Source organism: Leeuwenhoekiella sp. ZYFB001, from assembly GCF_011784865.1.
Classification (GTDB): Bacteria; Bacteroidota; Bacteroidia; order Flavobacteriales; family Flavobacteriaceae; genus Leeuwenhoekiella; species Leeuwenhoekiella palythoae.
On record NZ_CP050460.1, the window covers coordinates 2,401,600 to 2,427,536 of the forward strand.

General features: G+C 42.6%; 15 protein-coding genes. 12 read left to right on the top strand and 3 right to left on the bottom strand.

Features of this window, described 5'->3' with window-relative positions; all coding sequences use genetic code 11:
- Position 1: 1 nt before the first annotated feature.
- The 3 genes from HCN54_RS10310 to HCN54_RS10320 form a co-directional block, all read right to left on the bottom strand.
- Complete coding sequence (locus tag HCN54_RS10310; RefSeq protein ID WP_167597730.1) at positions 2–2,863, bottom strand: glycoside hydrolase family 2 TIM barrel-domain containing protein; 2,862 nt, start codon at positions 2,861–2,863, stop codon at positions 2–4.
- An 18-nt stretch (positions 2,864–2,881) separates the two neighbouring features.
- Complete coding sequence (locus HCN54_RS10315; protein ID WP_240924860.1) at positions 2,882–4,168, bottom strand: rhamnogalacturonan acetylesterase; 1,287 nt, start codon at positions 4,166–4,168, stop codon at positions 2,882–2,884.
- A gap of 199 nt (positions 4,169–4,367) precedes the next feature.
- Entirely contained in the window at positions 4,368–5,414 is a 1,047-nt protein-coding gene (locus HCN54_RS10320) for a GntR family transcriptional regulator (protein WP_072980149.1), read from the bottom strand.
- A gap of 149 nt (positions 5,415–5,563) precedes the next feature.
- Here HCN54_RS10320 and HCN54_RS10325 point away from each other — a divergent pair, with 149 nt between their 5' ends.
- From HCN54_RS10325 to HCN54_RS10380, 12 genes are all read left to right on the top strand, one after another.
- Entirely contained in the window at positions 5,564–7,660 is a 2,097-nt protein-coding gene (locus tag HCN54_RS10325; protein WP_167597731.1) for a bifunctional aldolase/short-chain dehydrogenase, read from the top strand.
- Between the two features lie 96 nt (positions 7,661–7,756).
- Entirely contained in the window at positions 7,757–9,037 is a 1,281-nt protein-coding gene (locus HCN54_RS10330) for a sugar isomerase (protein ID WP_167597732.1), read from the top strand.
- A 17-nt stretch (positions 9,038–9,054) separates the two neighbouring features.
- Positions 9,055–10,428: an FGGY-family carbohydrate kinase gene (locus HCN54_RS10335; RefSeq protein WP_167597733.1), complete on the top strand. Its 1,374-nt coding sequence runs from the start codon at positions 9,055–9,057 to the stop codon at positions 10,426–10,428.
- A 5-nt stretch (positions 10,429–10,433) separates the two neighbouring features.
- Positions 10,434–11,585, top strand: coding sequence for an alpha-hydroxy acid oxidase (locus tag HCN54_RS10340; protein ID WP_167597734.1), 1,152 nt, complete (start codon positions 10,434–10,436; stop codon positions 11,583–11,585).
- Between the two features lie 2 nt (positions 11,586–11,587).
- Positions 11,588–13,015 carry a purine-cytosine permease family protein gene (locus tag HCN54_RS10345; RefSeq protein ID WP_167597735.1) on the top strand — a complete coding sequence of 476 codons (1,428 nt, stop codon included), beginning with the start codon at positions 11,588–11,590 and terminating at the stop codon, positions 13,013–13,015.
- A gap of 359 nt (positions 13,016–13,374) precedes the next feature.
- Complete coding sequence (locus HCN54_RS10350) at positions 13,375–13,629, top strand: DUF6364 family protein (RefSeq protein ID WP_167597736.1); 255 nt, start codon at positions 13,375–13,377, stop codon at positions 13,627–13,629.
- Entirely contained in the window at positions 13,622–14,044 is a 423-nt protein-coding gene (locus HCN54_RS10355; RefSeq protein ID WP_167597737.1) for a type II toxin-antitoxin system VapC family toxin, read from the top strand. Before HCN54_RS10350 ends, HCN54_RS10355 begins: the two co-directional genes overlap by 8 nt.
- Positions 14,045–14,267: 223 nt before the next feature.
- Positions 14,268–15,707, top strand: coding sequence for a glycoside hydrolase family 28 protein (locus HCN54_RS10360; protein WP_240924862.1), 1,440 nt, complete (start codon positions 14,268–14,270; stop codon positions 15,705–15,707).
- A complete protein-coding gene (locus HCN54_RS10365; RefSeq protein WP_167597738.1) occupies positions 15,694–18,219 on the top strand; it encodes a glycosyl hydrolase 115 family protein in 2,526 nt (841 codons plus the stop codon). Before HCN54_RS10360 ends, HCN54_RS10365 begins: the two co-directional genes overlap by 14 nt.
- Positions 18,220–18,221: 2 nt before the next feature.
- On the top strand, positions 18,222–20,093 hold the full coding sequence (locus HCN54_RS10370; RefSeq protein WP_167597739.1) for a rhamnogalacturonan lyase: 1,872 nt from the start codon (positions 18,222–18,224) through the stop codon (positions 20,091–20,093).
- A 5-nt stretch (positions 20,094–20,098) separates the two neighbouring features.
- Positions 20,099–23,746 carry a DUF4450 domain-containing protein gene (locus HCN54_RS10375; protein ID WP_167597740.1) on the top strand — a complete coding sequence of 1,216 codons (3,648 nt, stop codon included), beginning with the start codon at positions 20,099–20,101 and terminating at the stop codon, positions 23,744–23,746.
- Between the two features lie 4 nt (positions 23,747–23,750).
- Complete coding sequence (locus tag HCN54_RS10380; RefSeq protein ID WP_167597741.1) at positions 23,751–25,904, top strand: hypothetical protein; 2,154 nt, start codon at positions 23,751–23,753, stop codon at positions 25,902–25,904.
- Positions 25,905–25,937 lie beyond the last annotated feature (33 nt).

A 25,937-nucleotide genomic window follows, 5' to 3' on the forward strand; every position in this document is an offset into this window, starting at 1 on the left:
TCTATTTTAAGTCTACATCTGTTCTAAAGTCAAACCAAAGTTTCATAGAGATCCCATCGTCGCCGCTCTTGATCCTAATGTTTGAAGGCTGACTACTAGGTCCCTGTTGCGATAAAGGTTTAAAGGCACGTTGCCCCGGAATCTCATACATAAATGAGATATTCCCCGGAGGAAATGAGGGCTGAAAATGACTGCCTCTAAAGCCATTTTGTGCCTCATCTGGTGTAAATAAGCGCAGGAATAATTTATCGCTTTCGCTAAATACTTTGAAGCTGTTTTTCCCGGCTTGAAGATTTCCGGCAAGGAAATTTGCATAGAAGCCTTTAAACTCCGGATAAACTAAATTTTCAAAACTTTCTCCGGTAATGGTGGTATTGTATTCTTTCTCCCAAATACCGTATTCAATTCCTTGCAAGCGGTTGCGCCACGTGTGGTATGGTCCGCGGCCAAAAAGCGTAATTCCCTCAACTCCTTCTTCTGGAAAGTCAAAAGTGATTCCAAATTTGTCGATATCGCCTTCATAAAATGCCCCGTCAAAACCACTGTTTCGGCCTGCATTTTTAAGCGCGATCATTTTCATATGCACCCGACCATCAGGATACATCGTCCAGGTGATATGATCTATCCCGCCGTTGTAGTCAATTCTACAAACCGCATTTTTCCCCTCTTGAGTTAAGGTAACTTTTTCAACCTCAGCTTTCATCCCAATAGGCTTAGGACCATTTACAAAAGGTATATTACGTTTTTGACTGTTCACCTCTGTGATGTAACCGGTTTGTGTATTCAGTTTTAAGGTGACCTCATCACTTTTTAAAGTGACCAGATTTTCATCTTGTGTAGCTTTAGCCGATTTCTTGACAGCCTCTTGGTAGATCAACTTATCAGCAAAATAATCTGCTTTATGTATCGCCCACGTCCAGGTATAGATCTCGCGCCCGTGTTGATCTGTGGCGGTGATCTCCAGCCAATCTCCTTTAAAGAAATCAGCTGCTACCGGCATTGTGACCTTTCGGGTTTCACCGGGTACAGCATCCGGAAGATCGATAGCTCCAGAAGTTACAACCCTGGCTTTGGTATTGGGGTTGTACATTGTTCCCGCTCCGGCTTCCATCACCCTGTAATTCATCGTTACGGTGTTTAGGTTGCTAAATAAATACGCATTGGTAACAAGAAAACTTCCGTCAAAGGTTTCTGTGATTGCTTTCGGTTGAAATTGTACTGGCGACCATACTTCTTTCACCGTGTAGAAACTGCCTTCTTTCTCGCGATGCGGACCTAAAACACCATCGGAAGCAAGGTTGCCTTTAGAATCAAATTTCTCCTCACCGGTCCAGTCGGTTCGCAGCACGGCTTCATCGCTATATACCCACATAAATCCACCGGCAAACAACGGACTTTCGCTATAATGTTCCCAGAAATCTTTGAGTCCGGCTCCTATCCCGTTGTCATAAGTTCCGTGCATAAATTCAGTAGGGAAAAACACATTTTCTCCACTTCCGAAGCGATGCACACCGGTCAAATAGGTTGGGTAATGATGGGTATCCCAACCATTAAAATCAGACCACGGGTGAATTACAATTCGGTTTTGAGGGTCGTGCTGTTCAAAGTCATCGTCGAGTTCGTAGTTCCATCCGCCTTCATTTCCTTGATCCCAAATGATCACCGAAGGATGGTTCACGTCGCGATCTACCATCTCCTTGATCAATTGTTCGCCGGTTTCTGTATCATACGGATTCTGCCAGCCGGCGAGTTCGTCTAGCACCAAAAGCCCCAAAGAATCACACACGGCAAGAAAATGATCATCAGGCGGATAATGAAAACGCACTGCATTCATATTCATATCCTTGATCAGGTTTACATCCATCACGCTGATGCGTTTGCTGGTACTACGGCCACCTTCCGGCCAAAAGCTGTGGCGGTTAATCCCTTTCATCACGAGCTTAGTTCCGTTTAGGTAAATTCCGTCGCGTTTTCTAAAATCTAAAGTTCTAAAACCGATGCGTTCTGAAACTTCATGCACGGTTTTCCCGTCTTTCTGTAATTGAAGTTTTAACGTATATAAATTAGGATTTTCTGGATCCCAAGGTTTTACAGTGCTCCATTGTGTAGTGATGGTTTGTTCTGTTTCGGCAATGAGGTCAATGGTTTTTACCTCAAAAGTTTCATTCCCTTCTAACGGACTCAAGGAAGCCAGAATCTTTAGATTTTCTGAAGGATTCGCTAAATCCAGAACAGCTTTTAGGCTCCCGTTCATCTGCGCATCAACTGCGATATGAACTATATGTGTTTGTGGTTTTACTTCGAGCCAAACCGGACGGTAAATCCCGCCAAAGAGCCACCAGTCTGCCTTTCGCTCTGCGTTGTTTACGGTATTATTTTCAGAATGCTTCCAGACGTGCACTTCGAGTAGGTTGTCGTCCCCAAAATTTAGAAACTCAGTAATATCATATTCAAACTCATAGAAACCGCCGTGATGCTTCGGCCCTACCACTTCCCCATTTATTTTCACTTCGGTATCGGTCATTACTCCACCAAAATGAATGGTCACAACCTGTCCCTCTACTGAAGCAGGCATCTCAAAATCAAGTTTGTAAAAGCCTTCTTCTTTACTGGGTTCATCCTGCTCCAGTTCTTTATACCAGCGACCATACGTGTACTCGCCAAAGCCTTGTAATTCCCACTGCGAAGGAACTTCAATGGTAGACCATTTTCCGCTGTTATTTCCTTCTGAAACTTTAAAATCCCAAGTTTTAGGATGTTCAAAATCAGGCCCCGAAAGCATTATTTTATGGGTTTGTTGCGCACAGATAAACGTGCTGCTTGCCAGTAAAAAAACTGAAAGTATGCGTGTTTTAAGGTTCATAAACAACTGGGTTAAATTTTAATTTCCGTCAGGTTTTAGGGATTCAAACAAACTGCTGTAAGGAAGGGTGTACGATTCAGGAAGATTGGGTTTATCAGGATCGTAGCTTGGTGCATCTTTAGCGATATAGTTTTTAAGTTCAGAATCGCTTTTGCGCAGACCGCTTAGGATCGCCAGCGCAACCTCATTAGCACCAAAATTGCTGAAGTGCGTATTATCTTCTAAAGCTTCCCGCTGCCCCGGAAACATATTTGCGGCATACTGTACAAAAGCCTTACGAGATAATTGCGGGCCCCAGGCTTCGTACATTTTGGTCGTCATTTTGGTTAGATCTATTAATGCCACCGCTTCGTTTTGAGCAACTTTACGCATTGCATCAGGGAACTCACCGTGTGTAGGTTTTAATTTTTTCCCGTCAAAAGCACGACGTTGTGTAGGCGTAATTAAGATAGGAGTACCGCCTTTTTCTTTAATCCGTTTTATAAAATCGGTCATTATTGAAGTATAGAGGCCGTATGCTCCTGCGCCTTCTCCTTTTACCTTCTCATCGTTATGACCAAACTCGATCACTACAAAATCGCCTTCTTTTAATTGACTTAAGATCTTATCGATTCTACTACTTCTAAAAGACGCCAGGGAAGCACCTGATGAAGCTTGATTGGCGACAGCGATCTCCTCGTTCAAATAGGCCGTTAGAAATTGACCCCAAGAAGCCCAAGGTTCCACATCTTGATTGGTCACTGTAGAATCCCCCGCTAAAAACAAGGTTTTTGTCTGATTTACCGGTTCGATCTTTATTGATTGTACAGTACTGCTCCCTAAGAACTCGAGCGTTAACTTCTTATCCCAATCTAATTTGGCCAGTTCGCGCTCTTTTAGTCCAACATCATAACCGGGCTCGATCGTTTTATTAAAAAGGCTAAGCGTGAAGGTTTGAATAGCTGCCTTTGATGAGGCGATACGTTCTTGCGCTAGAAAGAGCCGTTTTGATTCGGCTTTAACTGTCATCTCGGTGTTTTTTCCTGATAAAGTTATAGTGACTTTATAATTTCCTTCAGGAAGATCTACAGAAAAATACACCGGCATTGTGGCTTTAAACCCTTCTTCTTGCATTGCTACCCGATAGGCAGTACCCAGATCAAAACCATAACCCGAAGCAGGAGTATAAGGAAGTGCTGTTGCAATGAAAGTCGCATCAGCCTGGGTTGCCTTCCTTCCGAAGTCAAAATAATGAGTGTTCGTTTGGCTCGCAATCGATTGCATTGAAACCACAATCAAAACAAGCATTTGAAAAATTTTATACATAACACGTTTTGGGTAAACTATCTCAGGGCAAGCCCGTGAGGCATTAGTTGGAAACAAATTTTCAATTTCGAGGCATCCCGATAACTATTGGGACGGCGTCTTAAACCCTTTGGCCTCGCCAATAAAAATGAAAATTACAATTCTTAACCTAATAAGCTATCCTGTACTGTTATGATAAACGTATATTTTACAATTAATATTAAACGCTGTTGCGCTCAATGTATTTAAATACGTTTTTGACCTTTTCTTTTTTGTTTTTAAGGACCATATAGGCGGCGGTCTCGCCCATCGCTTTAAAATCGGTACTGATCACGGTGATACCTAGTAATTCTTTTAACGGTGTTTCGTTGTAAGAAATCACGCCAATATCTTTACCCATAGTCAGATTGCGCTCGCGTATCTGACGCACAAGATTTACCAAGTCCATTTCCTCGATCGTGATGTAAACATCGCGACTTTCAAAATCCATATCATCGTAGATCTCGTTGAGAATTTCGTACTCAAAATCATATTGCATACAAAATTGCTTAAAGCCGTGCATAATACGTCTTGGATACGGGTGAATGAGTTTTTCAGGATAAACTAGAATAAGCTTGTCGTACTTTTTAAGCTTATCCATTCCTTCTTTGAGCGCGTTAAAAATATCTTCTTTAAAATCCTGATAGATAGAACCATAATTACCCTTGATCTCAGGCTTGGTGTTATCTACCATTAGCAATTGATCTTTAGGAATTAGCTCAATTGCTTTTAAGACTTCGGGCGTAAAACTTATGTGATTGAGATCATTGTCTTTAAAATGCGGCATGATAACGTAATAGTTATAAGCGCCAAGATTCTTCTCAATAGCATTTACAAACAGAGACTCTTCACAGTGATAGATATACAAGTTTACGTGCGCATTTACGCCTAAAGTGTTCACAAAGTGATTAAAGATCATCATCTTATAAGAACTGGGCTTATTGATGAGGAAAAACACATTAATACGCGAAATCAATTCGGTTTTAGCGGTATAGTAGCCTTTCCCTTTCACCGAAATGATCACCTTGCGCTCTTTTAAAATCTTGTACGCTTTTTCAACAGTATCCCTACTTAAATAAGCAGATTCACTCAGTTCATTTATAGATGGAATTTTCTCCCCAATCTTTAATTTTCCTTTCGCTACATCATTAATTATAGAGTCAACGATCTGCTTGTATTTGGGTATTCGAGAATCTTCATTAATACTAATGTTTACATTTTGAGACATAGATAAGAAGCGTGTGTTTGTTTGTGTTTTGTAAAACTAATCAAAAGATTAGCGTATTAAAACAAATATGTTGCAGTACAGCACAGGATGCTATCCTTTTTGTTTACATCTATTTTTGGGTCAGATGCTATAACCTTTACAAACTAAAAATGGAAAAAACTTTTAGCCACGTAGATTATCTTTGGGATGAACAAAAAGCGGCAGAATTAGGAGACGATCAGGTTGCTCTTTTTCTGTATCGCTCTAACATCCTTGGCGCAGATTTAAGAATAACAAATTACGGCGGTGGTAATACCAGCTGCAAAACCATAGAAAAAGATCCGCTTACTAATGAAGACGTCGAAGTGATGTGGGTAAAAGGTTCTGGAGGTGATATAGGTACGCTAACCCGACAAGGAATTGCCGGTTTATATACAGAGCGCCTGAGAAACCTTAAAAATGTTTACGGCGGTCTGGAAGATGAAGACCGTATGGTTGGCCTTTTTAATCATTGTATTTACGACTTAGATTCAAAAGCACCTTCTATTGATACGCCACTTCACGGCTTACTTCCTTTTGCACATATAGATCACCTGCATCCTGATGCGCTTATCGCAATTGCTGCGGCAGAAGATAGTGAGAAAATCACCAAAGAAATTTGGGGTGACACAATGGGTTGGGTACCTTGGCAGCGCCCTGGCTTTGACCTTGGTCTACAGTTGGAAAAATGCCTGAATGAAAACCCTGGAATCCGCGGAATTGTCCTAGGAAGCCACGGTTTATTTACTTGGGGAGATACTTCTTACGAATGCTACATCAATAGTCTTGAAGTGATCGAGAAAGCTTCTTCTTATATCGAGAAAAAGGTAAAGGAAAACGGAAGCGTTTTTGGCGGACAAAAGATCGAAAGTTTACCGGCAGATCAGCGTAAAGATCAGGCCGCTAAATTAATGCCGCTCCTACGCGGACTCGCTTCTTCTGAAAATCGTATGATTGGTCATTTTACTGATAGTGACACGGTGCTTCAATTCATCAACAGCAATGATCTGGAAAAATTAGCTCCAATGGGGACTTCGTGCCCAGACCACTTCTTGCGTACTAAGATTCAGCCATTAATTCTAGACTTAGATAAAAACGCAGATCTTGACGACACCGAAGCAGTATTGGCTAAACTAGAGCCTTCTTTTGAGCAATACCGTCAGGAATACAAAGACTATTACGAAAGCTGTAAACACGACAACAGTCCGGCGATGCGTGATCCTAACCCGGTGATCATCATCTTCCCTGGAGTGGGAATGTTCAGCTTTGCTAAAAATAAACAAACCACACGTGTAGCGAGCGAATTCTACATCAACGCCATCAACGTAATGCGCGGTGCAGAAGCGATTACGAGCTATACTTCATTGCCACGCCAAGAAGCATTCGATATCGAATATTGGTTGCTTGAAGAAGCAAAATTGCAACGTATGCCTAAAGAGCAACCGCTTTCTCGCAAAGTAGCTTTAGTTACCGGTGCTGCCGGCGGAATTGGTAAAGCGATCGCAGATAAGCTTGTTGCTGAAGGTGCTAATGTCGTACTTACCGATATGAGCGAGGAAGCTTTAAAAGAAGCTGTTGCGACCTATAAAAAAGATCAGGTTGCCGGTGCGGTTTGCGATGTTACCAGTGAAGAAGCTATTAAAAAAGCCTATAAAGAAGCTTGTTTAGCCTTCGGTGGCGTAGATATCGTGATCCACTCAGCGGGGTTAGCAATTTCTAAAGCATTAGAAGATACAACACAAAAAGATTGGGATCTTTTACAGAATGTACTTGTTAAAGGGCAATTCTTAATGGCTCAAGAAGGTGTTGCGATTATGCGCAAGCAAGGCTTAGGCGGTGATATCGTGAATATCGCAAGTAAAAACGGACTCGTTTCAGGGCCTAATAACGTAGGTTATGGTACTGCAAAAGCTGCTCAACAACATATGACACGCCTACTCGCTGCAGAATTAGGCGGTGATAAAATTCGTGTAAATACCGTAAATCCTGATGGTGTTATCGTAGGTAGCAAAATCTGGGAAGGCGCTTGGGCCGAAGGTCGTGCAAAAGCGTACGGTATCGAAGTTAAAGACTTACCTGCGCACTACGCAAAACGTAATTTGCTTAACGAGATCATCCTGCCAGATGATATTGCAGATGGTGTTTTTGCCTGTGTGGGCGTACTGCAAAAAAGTACCGGAAATACCATCAACGTAGACGGTGGTATGGCCAATGCTTTTGTACGCTAATTTTAATTGAATTGTTTTTAATTATCAGAAACTCCTTATTCTGTTTCTAGTCTCAGGAGTTTCTGTTAATTTAATATCCTCCAAATTTGTCTTCCAATGAATATCGAAACACAACAACTACAAGATCTTAACGCAAAAAACCTTTCTACTCATAAATCTCAATTCGATTTCTTAACTCAAACGTTGTCGAAATCTAACGTTGATGTAGATCAGGTTATTAAAAAACTAGCCGATTTTCAAGTGGCGATTCCCAGTTGGGCATTAGGTGCCGGCGGAACCCGTTTTGGAAGATTCTCTTATGGAGGAGAACCTGCTTCTTTAGAACAAAAAATTGAAGACATCGGGCTTATTCATAAGCTAACACAAACGGCAGGAGCTGTCTCATTACACATTCCTTGGGATGTACCGGAAGATTACAATGCGATCAAAGAACTTGCTGCACTTAACAAGATCAAGTTTGATGCGGTAAACAGCAACACCTTTCAGGATCAAAAAAATCAAAAGGAAACCTATAAATACGGTTCGCTAAGTAATACCAGTGCTGCGGTACGTGAGCAAGCGATTGCACACAATAAAGAAGTGGTAGAAATTGGAAATAAATTAGGATCAAAAAGCTTGACCGTATGGTTAGCAGACGGGGCTTCTTTTCCTGGGCAAAACAACTTTCAGACTGCACTAACGCATACCCAAAATAGCTTGATCTCGATCTATGAAGATATGCCGGCTGACTGGAAAATGTTTATCGAGTATAAACCTTATGAGCCGTACTTCTACAGTACCGTTATTCAAGATTGGGGAACGTCGCTAATGCTTGCCAATGGTTGTGGTGAGCGCGCGTATACCTTAGTAGATTTAGGACACCACCTTCCAAACACGAATATTGAACAAATTGTTTCCATCTTAATGCTGAAAGGCAAACTTGGAGGTTTTCACTTTAATGACAGTAAATATGGTGATGATGATATCACTGTAGGAAGCATCAAACCTTATGCACTTTTCCTCATCTTTAACGAGTTGGTTTACGGAATGCAAAACAATCCACAAAACCCGGAATTGGGCTGGATGATCGATGCAAGCCACAACCTTAAAGATCCGCTTGAAGATTTGATTCAATCGCTTGAAGCGATTCAGGAAGCCTATGCAAAAGCACTCTTGATCGATCAAGATGCTTTACGAGCTGCTCAGGAAAATAACGATGTTACCTTGTGTCAGGAGATTTTACAAACCGCATACCGCACCGATGTACGACCATTAGTTCAGGAGGCACGTCTAAAAACCGGCGGTGCACTGAATCCTATTGCGGCCTACCGCGATCTAGGAGTACGTGATGCACTTATTAAAACAAGAGGAAAAAACACAGTAGCTACAGGGCTATAAACTGCAAGCAAGAGTAGATGAAGAAAACAGTTACGGCAGTATTTGATATAGGGAAAACCAATAAAAAATTCTTTCTTTTTGATGCTGAATTTCAAGAGGTTTATCGCGAATACGTTCAGTTTGATGAAATCACAGATGAAGACGGCCATCCTACCGAAGATCTTTCAGCACTTCGCGATTGGTTAAAAACCGTTTTTGACCGTATACTCAAAACTGAAAAGTATGATATCAAAGCCATCAACTTTTCTTCATACGGGGCTAGCTTAGTACACCTCGATGAGAACCGCGATGTAATTTTCCCGCTGTATAATTATACGAAATCGATTCCGCAGGAAATTATTGACAGCTTTTACGAGAAATACGGTCCTGAAGAAGATTTTCATCAAAAAACAGGTTCTTCTAGCTCCGGAATGCTCAATGCCGGAATGCAACTCTACTGGTTGAAAAATACCAAGCCGGAAGTTTTTAAGAAAATCAGATATTCATTACACCTTCCGCAGTATTTAAGTTTTGTATTTACAGGAATTCCGCTGAGCGAGTACACCAGTATAGGTTGTCATACCACGCTATGGGATTTCGAAAAAAGAGATTATCACGATTGGGTTTATGCCGAAAACTTAGATCAGATCCTCCCGCCTATCGTTTCTACCGAAACTAGTATCAATATGAATTATAACGGTAAGCGTATTAAAATTGGCGTGGGTATTCACGACAGTTCTGCGGCTTTGCTCCCGTATGTACGCAGTCTTAAAAATCAATTTATTTTGATTTCTACGGGAACCTGGAGTATTGCGTTAAATCCGTTTGTAGAACGCACATTGAGCAAAAAAGATGTAGCAGATGATTGTATCAATTATATGCGCATCAATGGTAAACCGGTTAAATCGGCCCGGCTGTTCTTAGGAAATGAATACAGCATTCAAGTAAAAAAGCTCACTGAGCACTACGGCGTAGACAAAGACTATCACAAGACGGTAAAATTTGATCCCGAGATTCATTACGAGATCGTAAAAGAATTTGAAAAGCTATTTAAATGGGAATCAATTGACGATCCTGAAATGCCTGAAGAAACCCATTTGCGTTATACCTCATTTGAGGATGCCTATCATCATTTAATGATGGAACTCGTGCTGCTTCAAGTAGAGAGTATTAAAAGCGCCAAAGGAAATATGACTATCGAAAAACTTTTTGTTGACGGTGGTTTCAGCGATAACGATATTTATATTCATTTGTTATCGCATCATTTCAGAACTATGGAATTGCGCACTACAGATTCTTCATTGGGATCTGCCTTAGGCGCAGCGATTTGTATCTCTGACACCCAACTGAACTCTAAATTTTTAAAGAAAAATTATTCGATGAAAAAGCATATTCCTTTCATCGCTAAATAAACACTATGGCTAACTCCTTTGACACTGCATATCCATCGGTTGATGATTTACGCTCCAGAGCAAAAAAGCGCGTTCCTGCCTTTGCTTTTGAATATCTGGATGGTGGTTGTAATGAAGATGTAAGCATACAACGCAACACTTCAGAAATACGCGATGTACAACTACAGCCGCGTTACCTCAACAATTACGGACAAAGCTCAACGAAGACCAAAGTACTTGGGATGGAATTTGACGCGCCATTTGGTATCGCTCCGGTGGGATTACAAGGACTGATGTGGCCTAACTCACCCGCGATCTTGGCTAAGGCAGCGCATAAAAATAACATTCCGTTTATTCTGAGTACGGTGACCACCATGAATATTGAAAAGGCCAGCGAACTCACCGAAGGAAATGCGTGGTTTCAGTTGTATAATCCTGTTGAAGATGCGGTGCGCAACGACATTATAGATCGAGCCGAAGCTGCCGGTTGTCCGGTTTTAGTGTTGCTGTGTGATGTACCTACTTTTGGTTACAGACCACGAGATTTTAGAAACGGACTCGCACTTCCGCCAAAGATGTCTGCTAGGAATATTATGCAGATTTTGGGTAAACCTACTTGGGCATTTAACACGCTTAAACACGGTCAACCCACCTTTGAAAACTTAAAACCCTACACGCCTGAAGGTTTAAACCTGAAACAACTGGGCGCTTTTATGGACCGTACTTTTTCAGGAAAACTCAACGAAGAAAAAATAAAACCCATCCGCGATCGCTGGAAGGGAAAATTGGTGCTTAAAGGTGTACAATCGTTACAAGACACTCAAGACGCCATAAGAATGGGCTTTGACGGAATCATCGTTTCTAATCACGGTGGCCGCCAACTAGATGCTGCGCAATCAACGATCAATTCGTTAAAAGAAATCGCAGCCACTTACGGGGATCAAATTGAAGTGATGATGGACAGCGGTTTACGCTCTGGGCCAGATATCGCTCGTGCGATGGCTTGCGGTGCAAAATTCACCTTTATGGGGCGCTCCTTTATGTACGGCTGTGGCGCTTTAGGTAACAAAGGCGGTGAGCATACCATCGGGATGCTCAAAACTCAATTCAAACAAGTGATGGATCAATTGGTGTGTGAGCGCGTTGAAGATCTACCCAAACATTTAATAACCTCCTAACTATGTCGCAATACAATCAAGAAGAAGAAACTATAGAGGAAATCGCCGGTGGTGAATTTGAACGCCAGGCGGTACCTCAATCCAGACTACAAAGTTGGAAGGCATTTTTAGGTATGTACGCCGGAGAGCACGCTGCAGGTACCGAATTTGTAATCGGTCCATTATTCCTTACTACGGGAGTAAGCGCTTTTGACCTTATCGTTGGGCTACTCATTGGGAACTTAATGGCGGTGTTGAGCTGGCGTTTTTTAACGGCAGAGATCGGAACCAAGTTTCGATACACGCTGTATTTCCACCTTGAAAAAATCTGCGGAAAACGCTTAGTAACCGCTTACAATCTCGCTAATGGTGTACTCTTCTGTTTCCTTGCCGGGGCGATGATCACGGTATCGGCTACAGCCGTTGGGATTCCATTTGATATGGAAATGCCCAAACTCACCGATACCACTCCTAACAGTCTTACTTGGGTGATCATTGTGATCGCTATTGGTGCTGTGATTTCCTTAATTGCTGCAAAAGGATATCAAACCGTTGCAAAAGCAGCAAACTGGATGTCTCCGGTGATCGTGCTGGCGTTTATCGCTTGTGGCGTGGTGGCGTTGATTCAGTTAGATGTACACAGCTTTACCGACTTTTGGAATATTTGGGGAGAAGGTAGCGAACCTTTTCCGGGGCAAATAAAATATACGTTCTGGCACGTTGTGCTATGGTCGTGGTTTGCTAATGCTGCGATGCACATTGGGATGTCTGACCTCTCTGTTTTCCGCTTTGCGAAAAAACCAAGCGCAGGCTGGACGACCGCCGGCGGAATCTACATCGGGCATTATGTTGCCTGGATTTCAGCAGCCTTGTTATATGCGGTATATCTTAAATCTCCCGAAGCACAAGCAATGCTGGCAGGTGGCGAAGCACCATCGGTAGCTCCCGGCCCTTTAGCTAATAATGCGATTGGAATCTTCGGGATTATTGCCGTGATCCTTGCGGGGTGGACGACTGCAAACCCAACAATCTATCGCGCCGGACTCGCATTTCAAGCCATTATGCCTAAAGTTTCTACATTTTGGGTAACCATTCTTGCGGGATCTGTGGCCACAATTGCAGGTTTGTTCCCAGCTTTTGCGATGAAATTATTAGGCTTCGTGGCACTTTACGGATTCATTCTTGCCCCTATTGGAGCAATAATCGTGTTCGATCATTTCTTTGGAAAAACTGCAGGAATTCAACCTTTTTATGCTGAAAAAACAGGAGTAAAATTCAATTGGGCGGTATTCGGCGCTTGGGCATTAAGCTTTGGAGTATTTTATTTCATCTCGGTGCAGTATGATGTATTCTTATCCTTCCTAACCTTACCGGCCTGGATAAGTTGCGGAATCCTGTTTTTAATTTTCAGTAAATTTTATCAAACTAAAGCTGCTCCGTTGAGCACGTAAACTAGTACACTTAGATAAACTCCCTCAGGTCAAGCCTTGGAGTATTAAACCTCTTAACGCTGCTCATAAAGCGTAAACAATAATTATTTGTGTGTGTAAATGGTCGTCAAGCTCGCAACTGACGGCCATTTCTTTTTAGTATAATGAAATAAACTATATCTAGCAGTACTATGATGCACACGTTAAATACGTTTAATCGAGGAAGCCTCATGCCATTATGCCTAAGAATTTATCAATACAGTGAAAAATTAATAGAAAGCGAATAATACACTATAAATGAGAAACTTCCTTTCATTTTAGCATCTACACGTATTGTTAATTATAGTTCTAGCACGTATCTTTGATAAAAAGACTGTCTTATGAATACGAAATTGACACTGACTATAGAAAAAGAGGTTATCAAAATTGCAAAAGAATATGCAAAAGAACGTGGGCAAAGTGTTTCTGAAATTGTTGAAAATTATTTTAAGTTCCTCTCAATTAAAAGAATTGAACTTTCTGAAAATCAATTATCTCCACGAGTAAAAAAGTTACGAGGCATCATCAAGAGTGAAAACGATCTTGACTATAAAAAACTGTTAACCGAAGAATTATCAAAAAAATACGATGTATAAACTCTTTATTGATTCAGACGTTATAATTGACTTTTTTACCGATCGAGAACCTCACGCAAATCCGGCAAGTGAACTCTTTGAACTGAGTGAACAAGGAAAATTAACTTTATACGTATCTGCAATCAGCATCAACAATATTTATGACATAGTTAGACGCTTTCTAGGCCACAAGAAAACTCTAGAGGTAGTGGCTCTGCTTACCGAAATGACAGAAATTATAGGTACAACTAAAAAAGAGATTTTTCAAGCCTTAAAAAATGATTTTTCAGATTATGAGGACTCTATTCAATATTCTTCTGCATTGGTTATACAAGATTTAAACGCGATCATAACAAGGAATATTAAAGATTATAAAAATGCATCGATCGCCGTGATGACACCGCTCAATTTTCTTAAAATGAACGATAAATTTTGAGGTTTACACAAGTATAACGTGTTTCTTCTACTCTAAACTAAATCGTATCTTAAAAAATAAAATACTTATTCAACTGACGGCCATTTCTTTTTAATAAAATGAACTGGAACAGGTAGGGACAGGATGCTCGAGATCAATAAAACGTATATTTTACAGTTAATTTTACTTTTATTGCATGATGAACATAAATTCCACGCCCATACTTTCGCTAATTACGTGCTTAATGCTCTTTTCTTGTAAAAAGCCTAAGGCTTCTGAAAATAGTTCTGAAAGTAAAACTTCTACACCTGAGTGGATCAGCGAAGTAGGCGCTGAGGAGATCGAATTCAATAAAAAAGTTTTCTATGTAAATGACTACGATGCTATTGCAGACGGAAGCGCATTAACTACTACTGCTATTCAAAAAGCGATTGATGCTGCAGCGGTAAACGGAGGCGGAACCGTCACGTTCAAACCGGGAACCTATCTAAGCGGTTCTATTTTTATCAAAGAAAATGTACACTTCAATATTCCGGAAGGGGTGAAAATTTTGGGTAGCGAGTCTATTGAAGATTATCCCGAGATTGATACACGCGTTGCCGGTATCGAAATGAAATGGCCTGCCGCACTCATCAATGTGCTGGATCAAAAAAACGTAACAATAGATGGTGAAGGATTGGTGGACGGCCAGGGAAAAGTATATTGGGATTATTATTGGAACTTACGCGAAGAATATGAACCCAAAGGTTTACGCTGGATCGTAGATTATGATGCCAAACGCCCACGCACCTTCCTCCTTCAAAATACCGAAAATGTATTTCTAAAAGATCTAAATATTCAGCGCGCAGGTTTTTGGACGGTGCAAGTACTCTACTCTAACCATATCACTGTAGATGGCTTGACCATTCGCAACAATATTGGCGGTCACGGCCCCAGTACCGATGGGATCGATATTGACAGCTCTAAATATATTTTAGTGCAAAACTGCGATATCGATTGTAATGATGATAATTTTTGCTTGAAAGCAGGACGGGATTGGGACGGATTACGAGTTGATCGTCCTACCGAATATGTGGTGATCAGAGATTGTATCGCCCTTGCAGGATCTGGCTTAACGACCATTGGTAGTGAAACGAGTGGAGATATTCGGCACGTATTTGTTTCTAATATTCAAGGAAAAGGAACCAAAACCGGACTCAAAATAAAATCAGCCACCAACCGTGGCGGAACCGTTGAAGACATTCATATGCAAAATATCAAGATGGATAGCGTGGGGACTTTTATGGAAGTTTCGATGAATTGGAATCCTTCATACAGCTACTCCAAATTACCGGAGGGCTATGATTACGATTCCATCCCAAAACGCTGGAAAACCTTATTAGAAGAAGTTACTCCGCCCGAAAAAGGAATTCCAACGTTTAAAAACATTAGCATTTCAAACATTGAGGTTCAAGGTGCAAAACGCGCCATTTACGTCAACGGAATGGAAACTTCTACAGTAAATACTATTCAACTGACTGATGTACATATTGCTGCACAAGAAGCCGGTCAAATAACGTACAGTAAAGATTGGACGCTTAAAAATGTGAGCCTCGATATCAACGATGGTTCTACGCTAACTATTGAAAATGCGCCGGGTGTTGAATTCCCTAAATCCATGTACATCGCAAATGACGAAGATTAATATGAAATTGAACTTTCTAAGTGACCTTGCTTTTTTTCTCTGTGTTTTTCAGTTCACTGCCGCCTGCTCACAAGCTACAAATCAGTTTGAGCTGGTAACAGACCGTCAAAAAGTGAGTATTATTTATGATAAAGACGGAGTTGCACTTGATTCTATTGCTGCACATTTACTCGCTGAAGATATTGAGCGCGTAAGTGGATATTTACCCACAGTCACCACAAACCAAAATGCTATATCAGGCAACGCAATCGTTATCGCTAATCAAACCTCTGATTTGATTCAAAGCTTTTCAGAAGTCAGCAAACCTCAACAATCAGCTTGGGAAAGCTACAGCATCGAACTTATAAAACCGAAAAACAGCTCAATTACAAATGCTTTGCTTATTGCAGGTACAGATGCCCGCGGAACCGCTTACGGCGTGTTTGACATTTCAGAAAAAATTGGCGTTTCTCCTTGGTACTGGTGGGCTGACGTAGTTTCTCAAAAGCAAGAAGAATTGACACTTGAGATCAGTTCATTTCAGTCTAAAAGTCCAAAAGTAAAATACCGTGGTATTTTTCTTAACGATGAAGATTGGGGTTTGCAACCTTGGGCCGAGCATACCTTTGAACCCGAAACCGGTGATATAGGTCCTAAAACCTACGCCAAGATCTTTGAATTGCTATTGCGTCTAAAAGCTAATGCCATCTGGCCGGCGATGCACCCCAGCACCAAAGCCTTTTTTCACTATCCGGGTAATCTAAAAATGGCCGAAAACTATGAGATCGTTTTAGGCTCTTCACACGCCGAGCCGATGCTACGCAACAATGTTGACGAATGGGATCATGATACGATGGGTGGTTTTAATTATTTCAGCAATAAAGAGAAAGTGCTCAAATATTGGGAAGATCGCGTAGAAGAAGCTCAAAACGCCAACGGAATTTACACCGTGGGTATGCGTGGCGTACACGACAGCGGAATGGCGGGCGCAAAAAGCACGGAAGACGCCGCGAATATTCTCAATCAAATCATTCAGGATCAACGGAAACTTTTAAAAAATCATGTTGGGAATCCAGAGGAAATCCCACAAGTATTTACTGTTTATAAGGAAGTGCTGGATCTTTATGAGTATGGCCTCGAACTTCCGGAAGACATCACTCTGATGTGGACCGACGACAACTACGGCTACATTCGCCGGTTAAGTAATGCTGAAGAACGCCAACGTAGCGGCGGAAGCGGCGTATATTATCACGCTTCGTATTGGGGAAGACCACACGATTATCTCTGGTTGAGCACCACACACCCGGCACTCATTAGAGAAGAAATGCTCAAAGCCTACGACACAGGCGCCGACAAGATCTGGATTCTAAACGTAGGCGATCTTAAACCTGCAGAATACACTATGGAATTCTTTATGGATCTCGCTTTTGATCCCGAATCCTTTAGAAAACCGGATAGCTACAAACAACATATGACTGATTTCTACGAAGGAATCTTCGGAAGTGATCTAGGAGCCGAAATTAGCAGCCTGCGGGAAACCTATTACGATCTCGCCTGGCTCAGAAAACCTGAATTTATGGGGTGGAGTCAAACCGAACCTACGCGTCCCACACATTTGACAGAATTCAGTTTAGAAGAAGAAAATCCACAGCGGCGTGCTGCCTATCGACAACTGGAATACGAAGTTCAGGAACTCACCAATAAAATAGATGATGCACAACAAGACGCTTGGTTTCAGCTCGTGACCTACCCTATTTTGGGCGCTTCAGCAATGAATCATAAATATTTATATCGGGATTTAGCGAGTTTCAATGCGAAAAAGAATCCAGAATTAATGCAAAACTATCAGGATTCCATCGCGCTAAAACAACAGCAGATTCAGGAGCTCACTAAAAAATACAACACTCAGATCGCTGATGGTAAATGGAATAAAATGATGCACAGTGCGCCACGCGGTTTACCGGTTTACAAAGCACCCGATGCCGTACTTGCTGATGAAGATGTAATTCAGAAATATTCAAAGCCCGTGATCTCAAGGAAGGTGGCTGACTTTTCTGATGCAGCAAATTTTGAAGAAGGCTTTCCGCAGGAATTAACAGGTTTGGGGTACTCTAAAACTGTATTACAACTCACGCCTGTTACTCAAAAAGCGTATTCAGATACAGATTTTACAGGCAACCCGGTTTTGCATTATGACATCAATCTTGAGCAAAGTCTTGAAGTCGCTGTCCTTACGCTTACCGCTGTTCCCAATCACCCAATCACGGGTGAGCAGAAGTTGCAAATTGGCGTTCAATGGGACGATCAACCCATAAAAATTATCGATTTTAAAACAAAAGGAAGAAACGAAAACTGGAAGACCAACGTCTTGCGTAATCAGGCGCGCGCTTCAGTAAACCTTCAAAAACTCAATCCCGGAAAACATCAGTTAAAACTGTTTATAATTGATCCCGGCGTACTGCCCGATTATTTCACGATTAGCGCAGAAAACCAGTCTTTACCCTACACCTTTCAACCACAGGAAACACCTTAAGTATGAGCTTTCGATTTAAAAAATACGGTCTAATCATTGTTTTACTCTGTCTATCTCAAGCCTGCATTGCACAACGTCTTATGGAGCACTTAGACCGTGGCGTGGTGGTCATTCCGCAAGAAGATCAGACTGCGGTAGTCAGCTGGCGGGTTTTAGGCACAGACCCTGACGAACTTCATTTTAATTTGTACCGCCAGACCGGCGAGGAAACACCTCAAAAACTGAATACAGCATCTATTTCTGGCGGTACATTTTTTATTGATGCTGATGTAGATTGGTCTAAAAAAAACACCTGGTTTGTGACTGCCGTTTTAAACGGAAAAGAAACCAAAGAGCCCGGTGCGTTCAGTATTGAAGCAAATGCCGAGCACAAACCTTATCTAAGTATTCCGCTGCAAACTCCTGAAGGCTACGCTCCCGGGGATGCCAGCACCGCAGACCTTGACGGAGATGGGCAATACGAGTTGGTTATTCACCAGATGGGAAGAGGGCACGACAACTCCCATCGCGGACTAACAGACGACCCTATTTTTCAGGCCTACGAGTTGTCTGGCGAGCTATTATGGGAAATCAACCTCGGAAAAAACATTCGGGAAGGAGCACATTACACACAATTTTTGGTTTACGATTTTGACAGTGATGGCAAAGCCGAAATGGTCTGCAAAACAGCAGACGGCACCACCGATGCATTAGGTAATGTCATAGGCGATCCGGAAGCCGACTGGCGCGATACTGATGAAAAAAGTAGAACCTACGGAAAGATCCTAAAAGGTCCCGAATATCTTACCGTTTTTGACGGTCAAACCGGGAAAGCACTTGCCACTACCGATTATATCGCACCGCGTGGTGACATCAGCAAATGGGGTGGTCACGGTGGAAACGGGGGCAACGACAATACCGGGAACCGCGTAGATCGCTTTACCGCTTGTATAGCCTATTTAGACGGAATTCATCCTAGTTTTGTAATGGGACGTGGCTATTATGGCCGCACCGTGCTTGCCGCTTTTGATTTTAAAAATAAGAAGATCAGCTCTCGCTGGGTATTTGATAGTAAAAACCGCGAAAACCCGTATTCAGGACAAGGAAATCATAACCTCTCGGTTGCAGATGCAGATGGTGATGGTAAAGATGAAATTATCTTCGGCGCAATGGCGGTTGATGATGACGGCACGGGAATGTATTCCACCGGTTTTAGACACGGTGACGCGATTCACGTAAGTGATCTGGATCCCAATGTCCCCGGATTAGAACGTTTTGGAATTCACGAGATCGAAAACGGAACGGAAGGTCCGGGAATTGCGCTCTTTTCTATAAAAGATGGAACCGTCTTATACACCGCCGAACCCAATCGCGATATTGGTCGCGGTGTAGCAGCCAATATAGACACCACTCGCGTAGGTGCACAAATGTGGTGGTTGGGTTCCCGAGACTTACACGACATTAAAGGAAATGCAATTGGTAAAGCACCACGATCTGCCAACTTCCTGATCTGGTGGGATGGCGATTTTAGCCGCGAACTTTTAGACCGTACCTACATTGCTAAATATGGAAAAGGAATGCTATTCAATGCCGATGGTGCTACGTGGTCAAGAGGGAGTAAAGCGACACCTTCCTTAAGTGCTGATATTCTAGGAGATTGGCGTGAAGAATTACTCCTCCCAAGTAAAGAGGGTGACGAGATGCGCATCTACTCCACCACCATTCCTACCGCGCACCGGATGTACACATTGATGCACGACCCGCAATACCGTTTGAGCATCGCTTGGCAAAATGTAGGCTACAATCAGCCGCCGCATACCGGTTTTTATATGGGCTATGGAATGAAAAAAGCTCCAAAACCCAACATAAAATTGATTCCGGAAACTATAGACTGATCGAGATGCACGCCAGTAACACCAAACGTTTTTTAAAACCAGTCTTTATCCTGTTTTTAGTAGGCTTTACCTGGTCAGGACGCGGCCAGCAAAAACAGGAATATTGGCATAACAAACCAAGAACAATTCATTACAAACCTGAGGGGAACAGTTTTGTTCTGGTTAATGGTTCTCGAAAATTCAATCGTGCTCTGTACGGTACCAATACCGGTTTTAGAGTAGAAACCGGTGACCTGCCGGAATTTGCATTATACCTGCCTGGAATGGGTGGAAATTTTAAACTGGGAATTTCTAAGGGAACACAATCGAAATGGATCACTGAAGCCGACACTATTACAACCAAATACACTCCCGGAATGATGGAGTATGAAATTCGTGATGCACTCTTAGGCAACGGATTTTTAAAACTTACGGTTTTGGCTTCAGCAGAAACGGAAGGATTTCTTTTAAATGTTGAAGAACAAAACATTCCCGAAGCTGTTGGTCTTCATTGGCTTTTTGGCGGTGCCAGCGGAAAGAAATTCCATCGTGATGGCGATATTGGCGCGGATCCGGAATCAGTATTTTATCTACAACAAGAATATGCCCGGCACAATTCTTATGAACTCAAAGAAAATGGATTTACGCTTCAGTTTAATTGGGATGGAAACAGTCAGACCAATAAAAAAACGCTAACCGCAATTGTTCCTAAAGGGCAACTGAATTTAGGAAGTGCTCACGCTATTCAAAACCCTAAGACACTTCAACAAGCTACATTAGATTCCCTTCCTGTCGTGTATGGAAAGATTGAACGATCAGCCGCACAAACGTATTATTGGAACATTGAGCATACGATAAACGATACTTCTGATAAAGCATTAAGTAGTGCTTCAGCCTATAAAAAAGCAAAGTTCAAAGCAGATACCTTAGCAAACAGAATTAAACTGAATACTCCTGATTCGTACCTCAATACCTTAGGTGGTGCACTGGCTACAGCGGCAGATGCGATTTGGGAGGATCCCGCTTTTTTACACGGTGCCGTAGCCTGGCGGATGCACCTCAACGCTTGGCGCGGAGCCTATAATGCAGATTTGTTAGGTTGGCACGATCGCGCAAAAACGCATTTTAAAAGCTACGGAAATTCTCAAGTACTTGAACCCGAACGCGGACCTGTGGTACTTGACAGCAGTCGTAATTTTGCCCGACAAAAAGAGGTTTTGGGCACGGCGATGTTCAGTAAAGGTTACATCAGCAGGCATCCCAACCGCAATGATCGCGCGCATCATTATGATATGAATTTGGTTTTTATAGACCAGCTCCTTACCTATTTCCATTGGAATGACGATCCTATATTTTTAGAGGAAATCTTTCCGGTGATCGAGCGGCATCTGGCTTGGGAAAAGCGTAACTACGACACTAACGATAATGATTTGTATGATGCATATGCAGCCATCTGGGCGAGCGACGCGTTGCAATACAGTGACGGTGCGGTCACGTATACTTCGGCATATAATTATCGCGCGAATACTTTGGCAGCAAAGCTGGCGGCGCGTTTAGGTAAAGATCCGCAAACTTATTTAGATGAAGCCGAAAAAATAAAAAAAGCCATTCAGCAAAAATTATGGCTTCCGGATCAAGGGGTGTATGCCGAATACCAAGATGCTTTGGGCAATGAATTACTTCACAAGTCTCCCGGGATTTGGACGGTGTATCACGCCATCGATAAAGCAGTGCCTGATACATTTCAGCAGCAGCAAGCCTTACATTATATACAAAAGGAAATTCCGCATATTCCGGTGCAGGCAGAAGGGCTTCCGCACGAAGATCTCGAATTGGTTTCCACCACAAACTGGCAACCCTACACTTGGTCTGTAAACAATGTAGCACTTGCTGAAAACCTCAACACTGCACTGGCCTTCTGGCAGGGTGGAAATCCCGAAGCAGGTTATAAACTTTTTGAAAGTGCTTTGGTGGAGAGTATGTATTTGGGCGCATCACCGGGTGGCTTTCAGCAGTTATCCTTTTATGATGCGATTCGAGGGGAATTGTATCGGGATTTTGCCGACCCGATCGGGGTAGCTTCCCGGGCCTTAGTAGAAGGACTTTTTGGTATTCAACCCAATCTTTTAGAGCACAAACTAAAAATAAAACCGGGCTTTCCGGAAGCATGGGATCACGCCAGTCTTAATCTTCCTGACCTTGATGTTGCTTTCGAAAAAACCGAAAACACTACAATCTATACGATTACTAATAAATTTAAAACCGATGTAGATCTGGAGCTGGAATTGAGCCTCAATACCACAGCTATCAAAGCGGTTTTAGTCAATGGAAATTCGGTGAATTATCAACTGGTCGCTGAAGCCATTGGTAAACCGAAAATTTTAATTCCGGCAGGGATTCATAAAAACTATACGATTCAGGTCACTACTGAAGGCACTACGCCTGAAAAACTTCAGAGCAACGCTTTTTATACGCAAGGAGCAACTTTTAAACTCACATCAAATAAAGCTGAACTACTTGAACTTAAAGATCCGCAGCAGATTTTGGTAAATCCACAACGTGCAACGCAGCAGTTGACCGCGCAGGTCGCTTCTGAAACGGGACACAAGATGCTTTTTGTAAAACTGAAACAAAACGAAATGACGTGGTGGCAGCCGATAGATATTGAAGTAAAACCGAAATTTCAAATCCTATCTACACAACTGGAAAACGACCACTTGGTGATTACTATTCAAAACAATACCGATGCACAGGTTTCCGGTGATTTAGAGATCAACCATACAGCTGCGCAACAGATAAGTTTCAAAGCACAAGAATCAGCAACTATAATATTGGCACTGGCGGAATGCTTTCCGGGAACAAACCTGCTTGAGCTGAGCTTTGCTTCGGGAGAAAAAATTCAGCTGCCATTCACCAATTGGGATATTCCAAACTCCAGCAAAAAGCAGCAAACGATGCCAAACATCAGTAGCTTTTTTAATGCAAGGGTAGACGAAATATTTCAGCAGCAGTATTTGAGTCCGCGCCCCCAATCTCCTACCCTGCAACTCCCTACTACCGGCGTTGGCAATTGGTGTTATCCCAATGTCGCTGAGGATATTCATCTGGATGATAGCGGACTTCGCAAGGCTTCCAAATCCGGAGTTCTTGAGGGATCTAATGAAATCCTTTACGCAACATCTTCAGAAGAAAATGCGCTCAATATTGCATTCGCCTCAAAATGGGACAACTATCCAGATTCGATCACTATTCCGCTTAGAGGCAAGGCATCCCACGCGTATTTGATGATGGCAGGAACCACCAACCCGATGCAAACCCAACTGGTAAATGGCACAGTAACTGTCACCTATACTGATGGAACTACCACAGTTTTAGAACTTAAAAACCCTGAAAACTGGTGGCCTATCGAGCAGGATTATTTTACCGATGGCTATGCGTTTACCACCGGTGCGCCCAAACCACCTCGGGTGATTTTTAAAACCGGCGAGATCACACGCGATTTCAAGGACTATATCAACATTCACGGCTTTACCAATTACGGAATTGATGGCGGCGCAGGAACGATTCTCGACCTTCCGCTCAACCCACAAAAAACACTAGAAAAACTAACGCTCGAAGCGCAGGCAAATGATGTGATCATCGGGCTGATGAGTATCACCTTATTGAAAACATAAGAAAATGAAAAATACATTCTGGATCACCACGATCGTTTTGGCCTTTAGCCTCTACGGATGCAAAAAAGAAGAACATACAGAGGAAACCGCAGATAACACTATAGACCGAAAAGCGCTAGTTACCAGGCACCACGTGCACATTTCTGAAGTAGATACGCTTGCTTCGTTAACCCTGGGCAACGGTGCTTTTGCGTTTACCACAGACGTCACGGGACTGCAAAGCTTTCCGGAATATTATCAAAGAGGAATCCCTTTAGGAACCTTGTCTGAGTGGGGTTGGAATGCAAAGCCCAACGATCAAGGCTATTCGTTTGAAGAAACCTTAAAAGACTATGATCAAAACGGAAGAAAAGTATCGTATGCCACGCAGATAAAAAGCCCACAACATGCCAAGGAAGCTGTTGAATTTTTTCGGTCAAATCCGCATCGGGTACATTTAGGAAATCTGGGGTTTGAACTCACCAAAAAGGATGGAACTCCGGTTAAACCGGAAGACCTCAGCGATATTGATCAAACCTTAGATTTATGGACGGGCCTGCTCACCAGTTCGTTTGTTGTTGAAGGTATTCCTGTGCAAGTGAAAACCGCCAGCGCTCCAGATAGTGACGCCATCGCCGTTCAGGTAAATTCAGCCTTAATTGCAAGTGGCCAATTGAAAATACATCTGCGTTTTGCGGCCCCAACTGCTGCCTGGACCGATTATGGCACGCAGTGGGAAAATCCAAAACATTATAAAAGCAGTATAGCAGCGCAAGATGATACTTCTGCCTTGATCGAACGTCAGTTGGATTCACTGAACTATAAAGTTGCTCTAAATTGGGAAGGAACGGCCACAGTTTCTGAAAAGAAAGCACACTATTTTCTCGTGGAACCTACAGGAGACCAAATCGCATTAACCTGCACGTTTGCAGATTCAGAACCGAAAGGAAAGAACGCTACCGAAACCATTTTTAAAAATAGCGCAACAGCTTGGGAAAGCTATTGGTCTAATGGCGGAATTGTAGATTTCTCAGGAAGTACCAATCCGCGAGCAAACGAACTCGAGCGTCGTGTGGTGCTCTCCCAATACTTGACCAAAGCACAAACTGCCGGAAAAATGCCACCGCAAGAAACCGGACTTACGTATAACAGTTGGTATGGGAAGCCGCATTTGGAAATGCATTGGTGGCACGGGGTTCACTACGCACTTTGGGGCAGACCTCAATATTTAAAAAACACATTAAACTGGTATGAAAGTGCCTTTGATAATGCCAAAGCCCTGGCGGAACGTCAAGGATTCAAAGGTGCGAGGTGGCAAAAAATGACCGATCCGTACGGAGATGAAGGTCCTTCATCTGTAGGTGCTTTTCTGGTTTGGCAACAACCGCATTTCATCACCTTTGCCGAACTGCTTTACCGGGCAGACTCTAGCAAAGCAACGCTCAACAAATACAAAGAACGCGTTTTTGCTACCGCAGATTTTATGGCTTCGTTTCCCGATTATGATAAAGAAAATGATCGCTATGTATTGGGGCCACCGGTAATTCCTGCACAGGAGCGTTTTGAAAAGACCGAAACCTTCAATCCAACCTACGAACTCGCGTATTGGAATTGGGCGCTCAAAACCGCTTCAAGATGGAAAGAACGCGTTGGCGAATCGGTTCCTGAGCAATGGACGGAGGTTCTGGAAAAACTTTCGGCTTTGCCGGTTCAGGAAGATTATTATTTGGCCACGGAAAGCGCCACAGGTTCCTACACCAATCCCGAGTTCTTGACCGACCACCCTTCGGTTTTTGGAGCCTATGGCATGTTGCCGGAAACGTCCTTACTGAATAAAGTCACGATGCGCAATACGTTTGATAAAGTTTGGGAAGTATGGACTTGGGAAGATACCTGGGGTTGGGATTTTCCGATGACTGCGATGACCGCTGCGCGTTTAGGAATGCCTGAAAAAGCTGTGGATGCCTTATTTATGGATGTACAAACCAACACCTATCTTAAAAATGGTCACAATTATCAAGAAGAACGATTAACGCTATATATGCCTGGTAATGGCGGTTTACTCACCGCAGTGGCAATGATGTGCGCGGGTTGGGATGGTGCTGAAACTAAAAATCCCGGTTTCCCAAAAGACGGCAGCTGGGACGTAAAATGGGAAGGCCTGGAACCGTTTTTCTGATTATGAATTAAAAATTCTGAATTACTGAATATA

Bases quoted from the DNA above. Each gene is read 5' to 3' on its own strand.
- HCN54_RS10345 (WP_167597735.1), top strand. From the start codon at position 11,588: ATGTCGCAATACAATCAAGAAGAAGAAACTATAGAGGAAATCGCCGGT.
- HCN54_RS10370 (WP_167597739.1), top strand. From the start codon at position 18,222: ATGAGCTTTCGATTTAAAAAATACGGTCTAATCATTGTTTTACTCTGT.
- HCN54_RS10350 (WP_167597736.1), top strand. From the start codon at position 13,375: ATGAATACGAAATTGACACTGACTATAGAAAAAGAGGTTATCAAAATT.
- HCN54_RS10335 (WP_167597733.1), top strand. From the start codon at position 9,055: ATGAAGAAAACAGTTACGGCAGTATTTGATATAGGGAAAACCAATAAA.
- HCN54_RS10340 (WP_167597734.1), top strand. From the start codon at position 10,434: ATGGCTAACTCCTTTGACACTGCATATCCATCGGTTGATGATTTACGC.
- HCN54_RS10310 (WP_167597730.1), bottom strand. From the start codon at position 2,863: ATGAACCTTAAAACACGCATACTTTCAGTTTTTTTACTGGCAAGCAGC.
- HCN54_RS10320 (WP_072980149.1), bottom strand. From the start codon at position 5,414: ATGTCTCAAAATGTAAACATTAGTATTAATGAAGATTCTCGAATACCC.
- HCN54_RS10325 (WP_167597731.1), top strand. From the start codon at position 5,564: ATGGAAAAAACTTTTAGCCACGTAGATTATCTTTGGGATGAACAAAAA.
- HCN54_RS10330 (WP_167597732.1), top strand. From the start codon at position 7,757: ATGAATATCGAAACACAACAACTACAAGATCTTAACGCAAAAAACCTT.
- HCN54_RS10315 (WP_240924860.1), bottom strand. From the start codon at position 4,168: ATGTATAAAATTTTTCAAATGCTTGTTTTGATTGTGGTTTCAATGCAA.
- HCN54_RS10375 (WP_167597740.1), top strand. From the start codon at position 20,099: ATGCACGCCAGTAACACCAAACGTTTTTTAAAACCAGTCTTTATCCTG.
- HCN54_RS10365 (WP_167597738.1), top strand. From the start codon at position 15,694: ATGACGAAGATTAATATGAAATTGAACTTTCTAAGTGACCTTGCTTTT.
- HCN54_RS10355 (WP_167597737.1), top strand. From the start codon at position 13,622: ATGTATAAACTCTTTATTGATTCAGACGTTATAATTGACTTTTTTACC.
- HCN54_RS10380 (WP_167597741.1), top strand. From the start codon at position 23,751: ATGAAAAATACATTCTGGATCACCACGATCGTTTTGGCCTTTAGCCTC.
- HCN54_RS10360 (WP_240924862.1), top strand. From the start codon at position 14,268: ATGCTCTTTTCTTGTAAAAAGCCTAAGGCTTCTGAAAATAGTTCTGAA.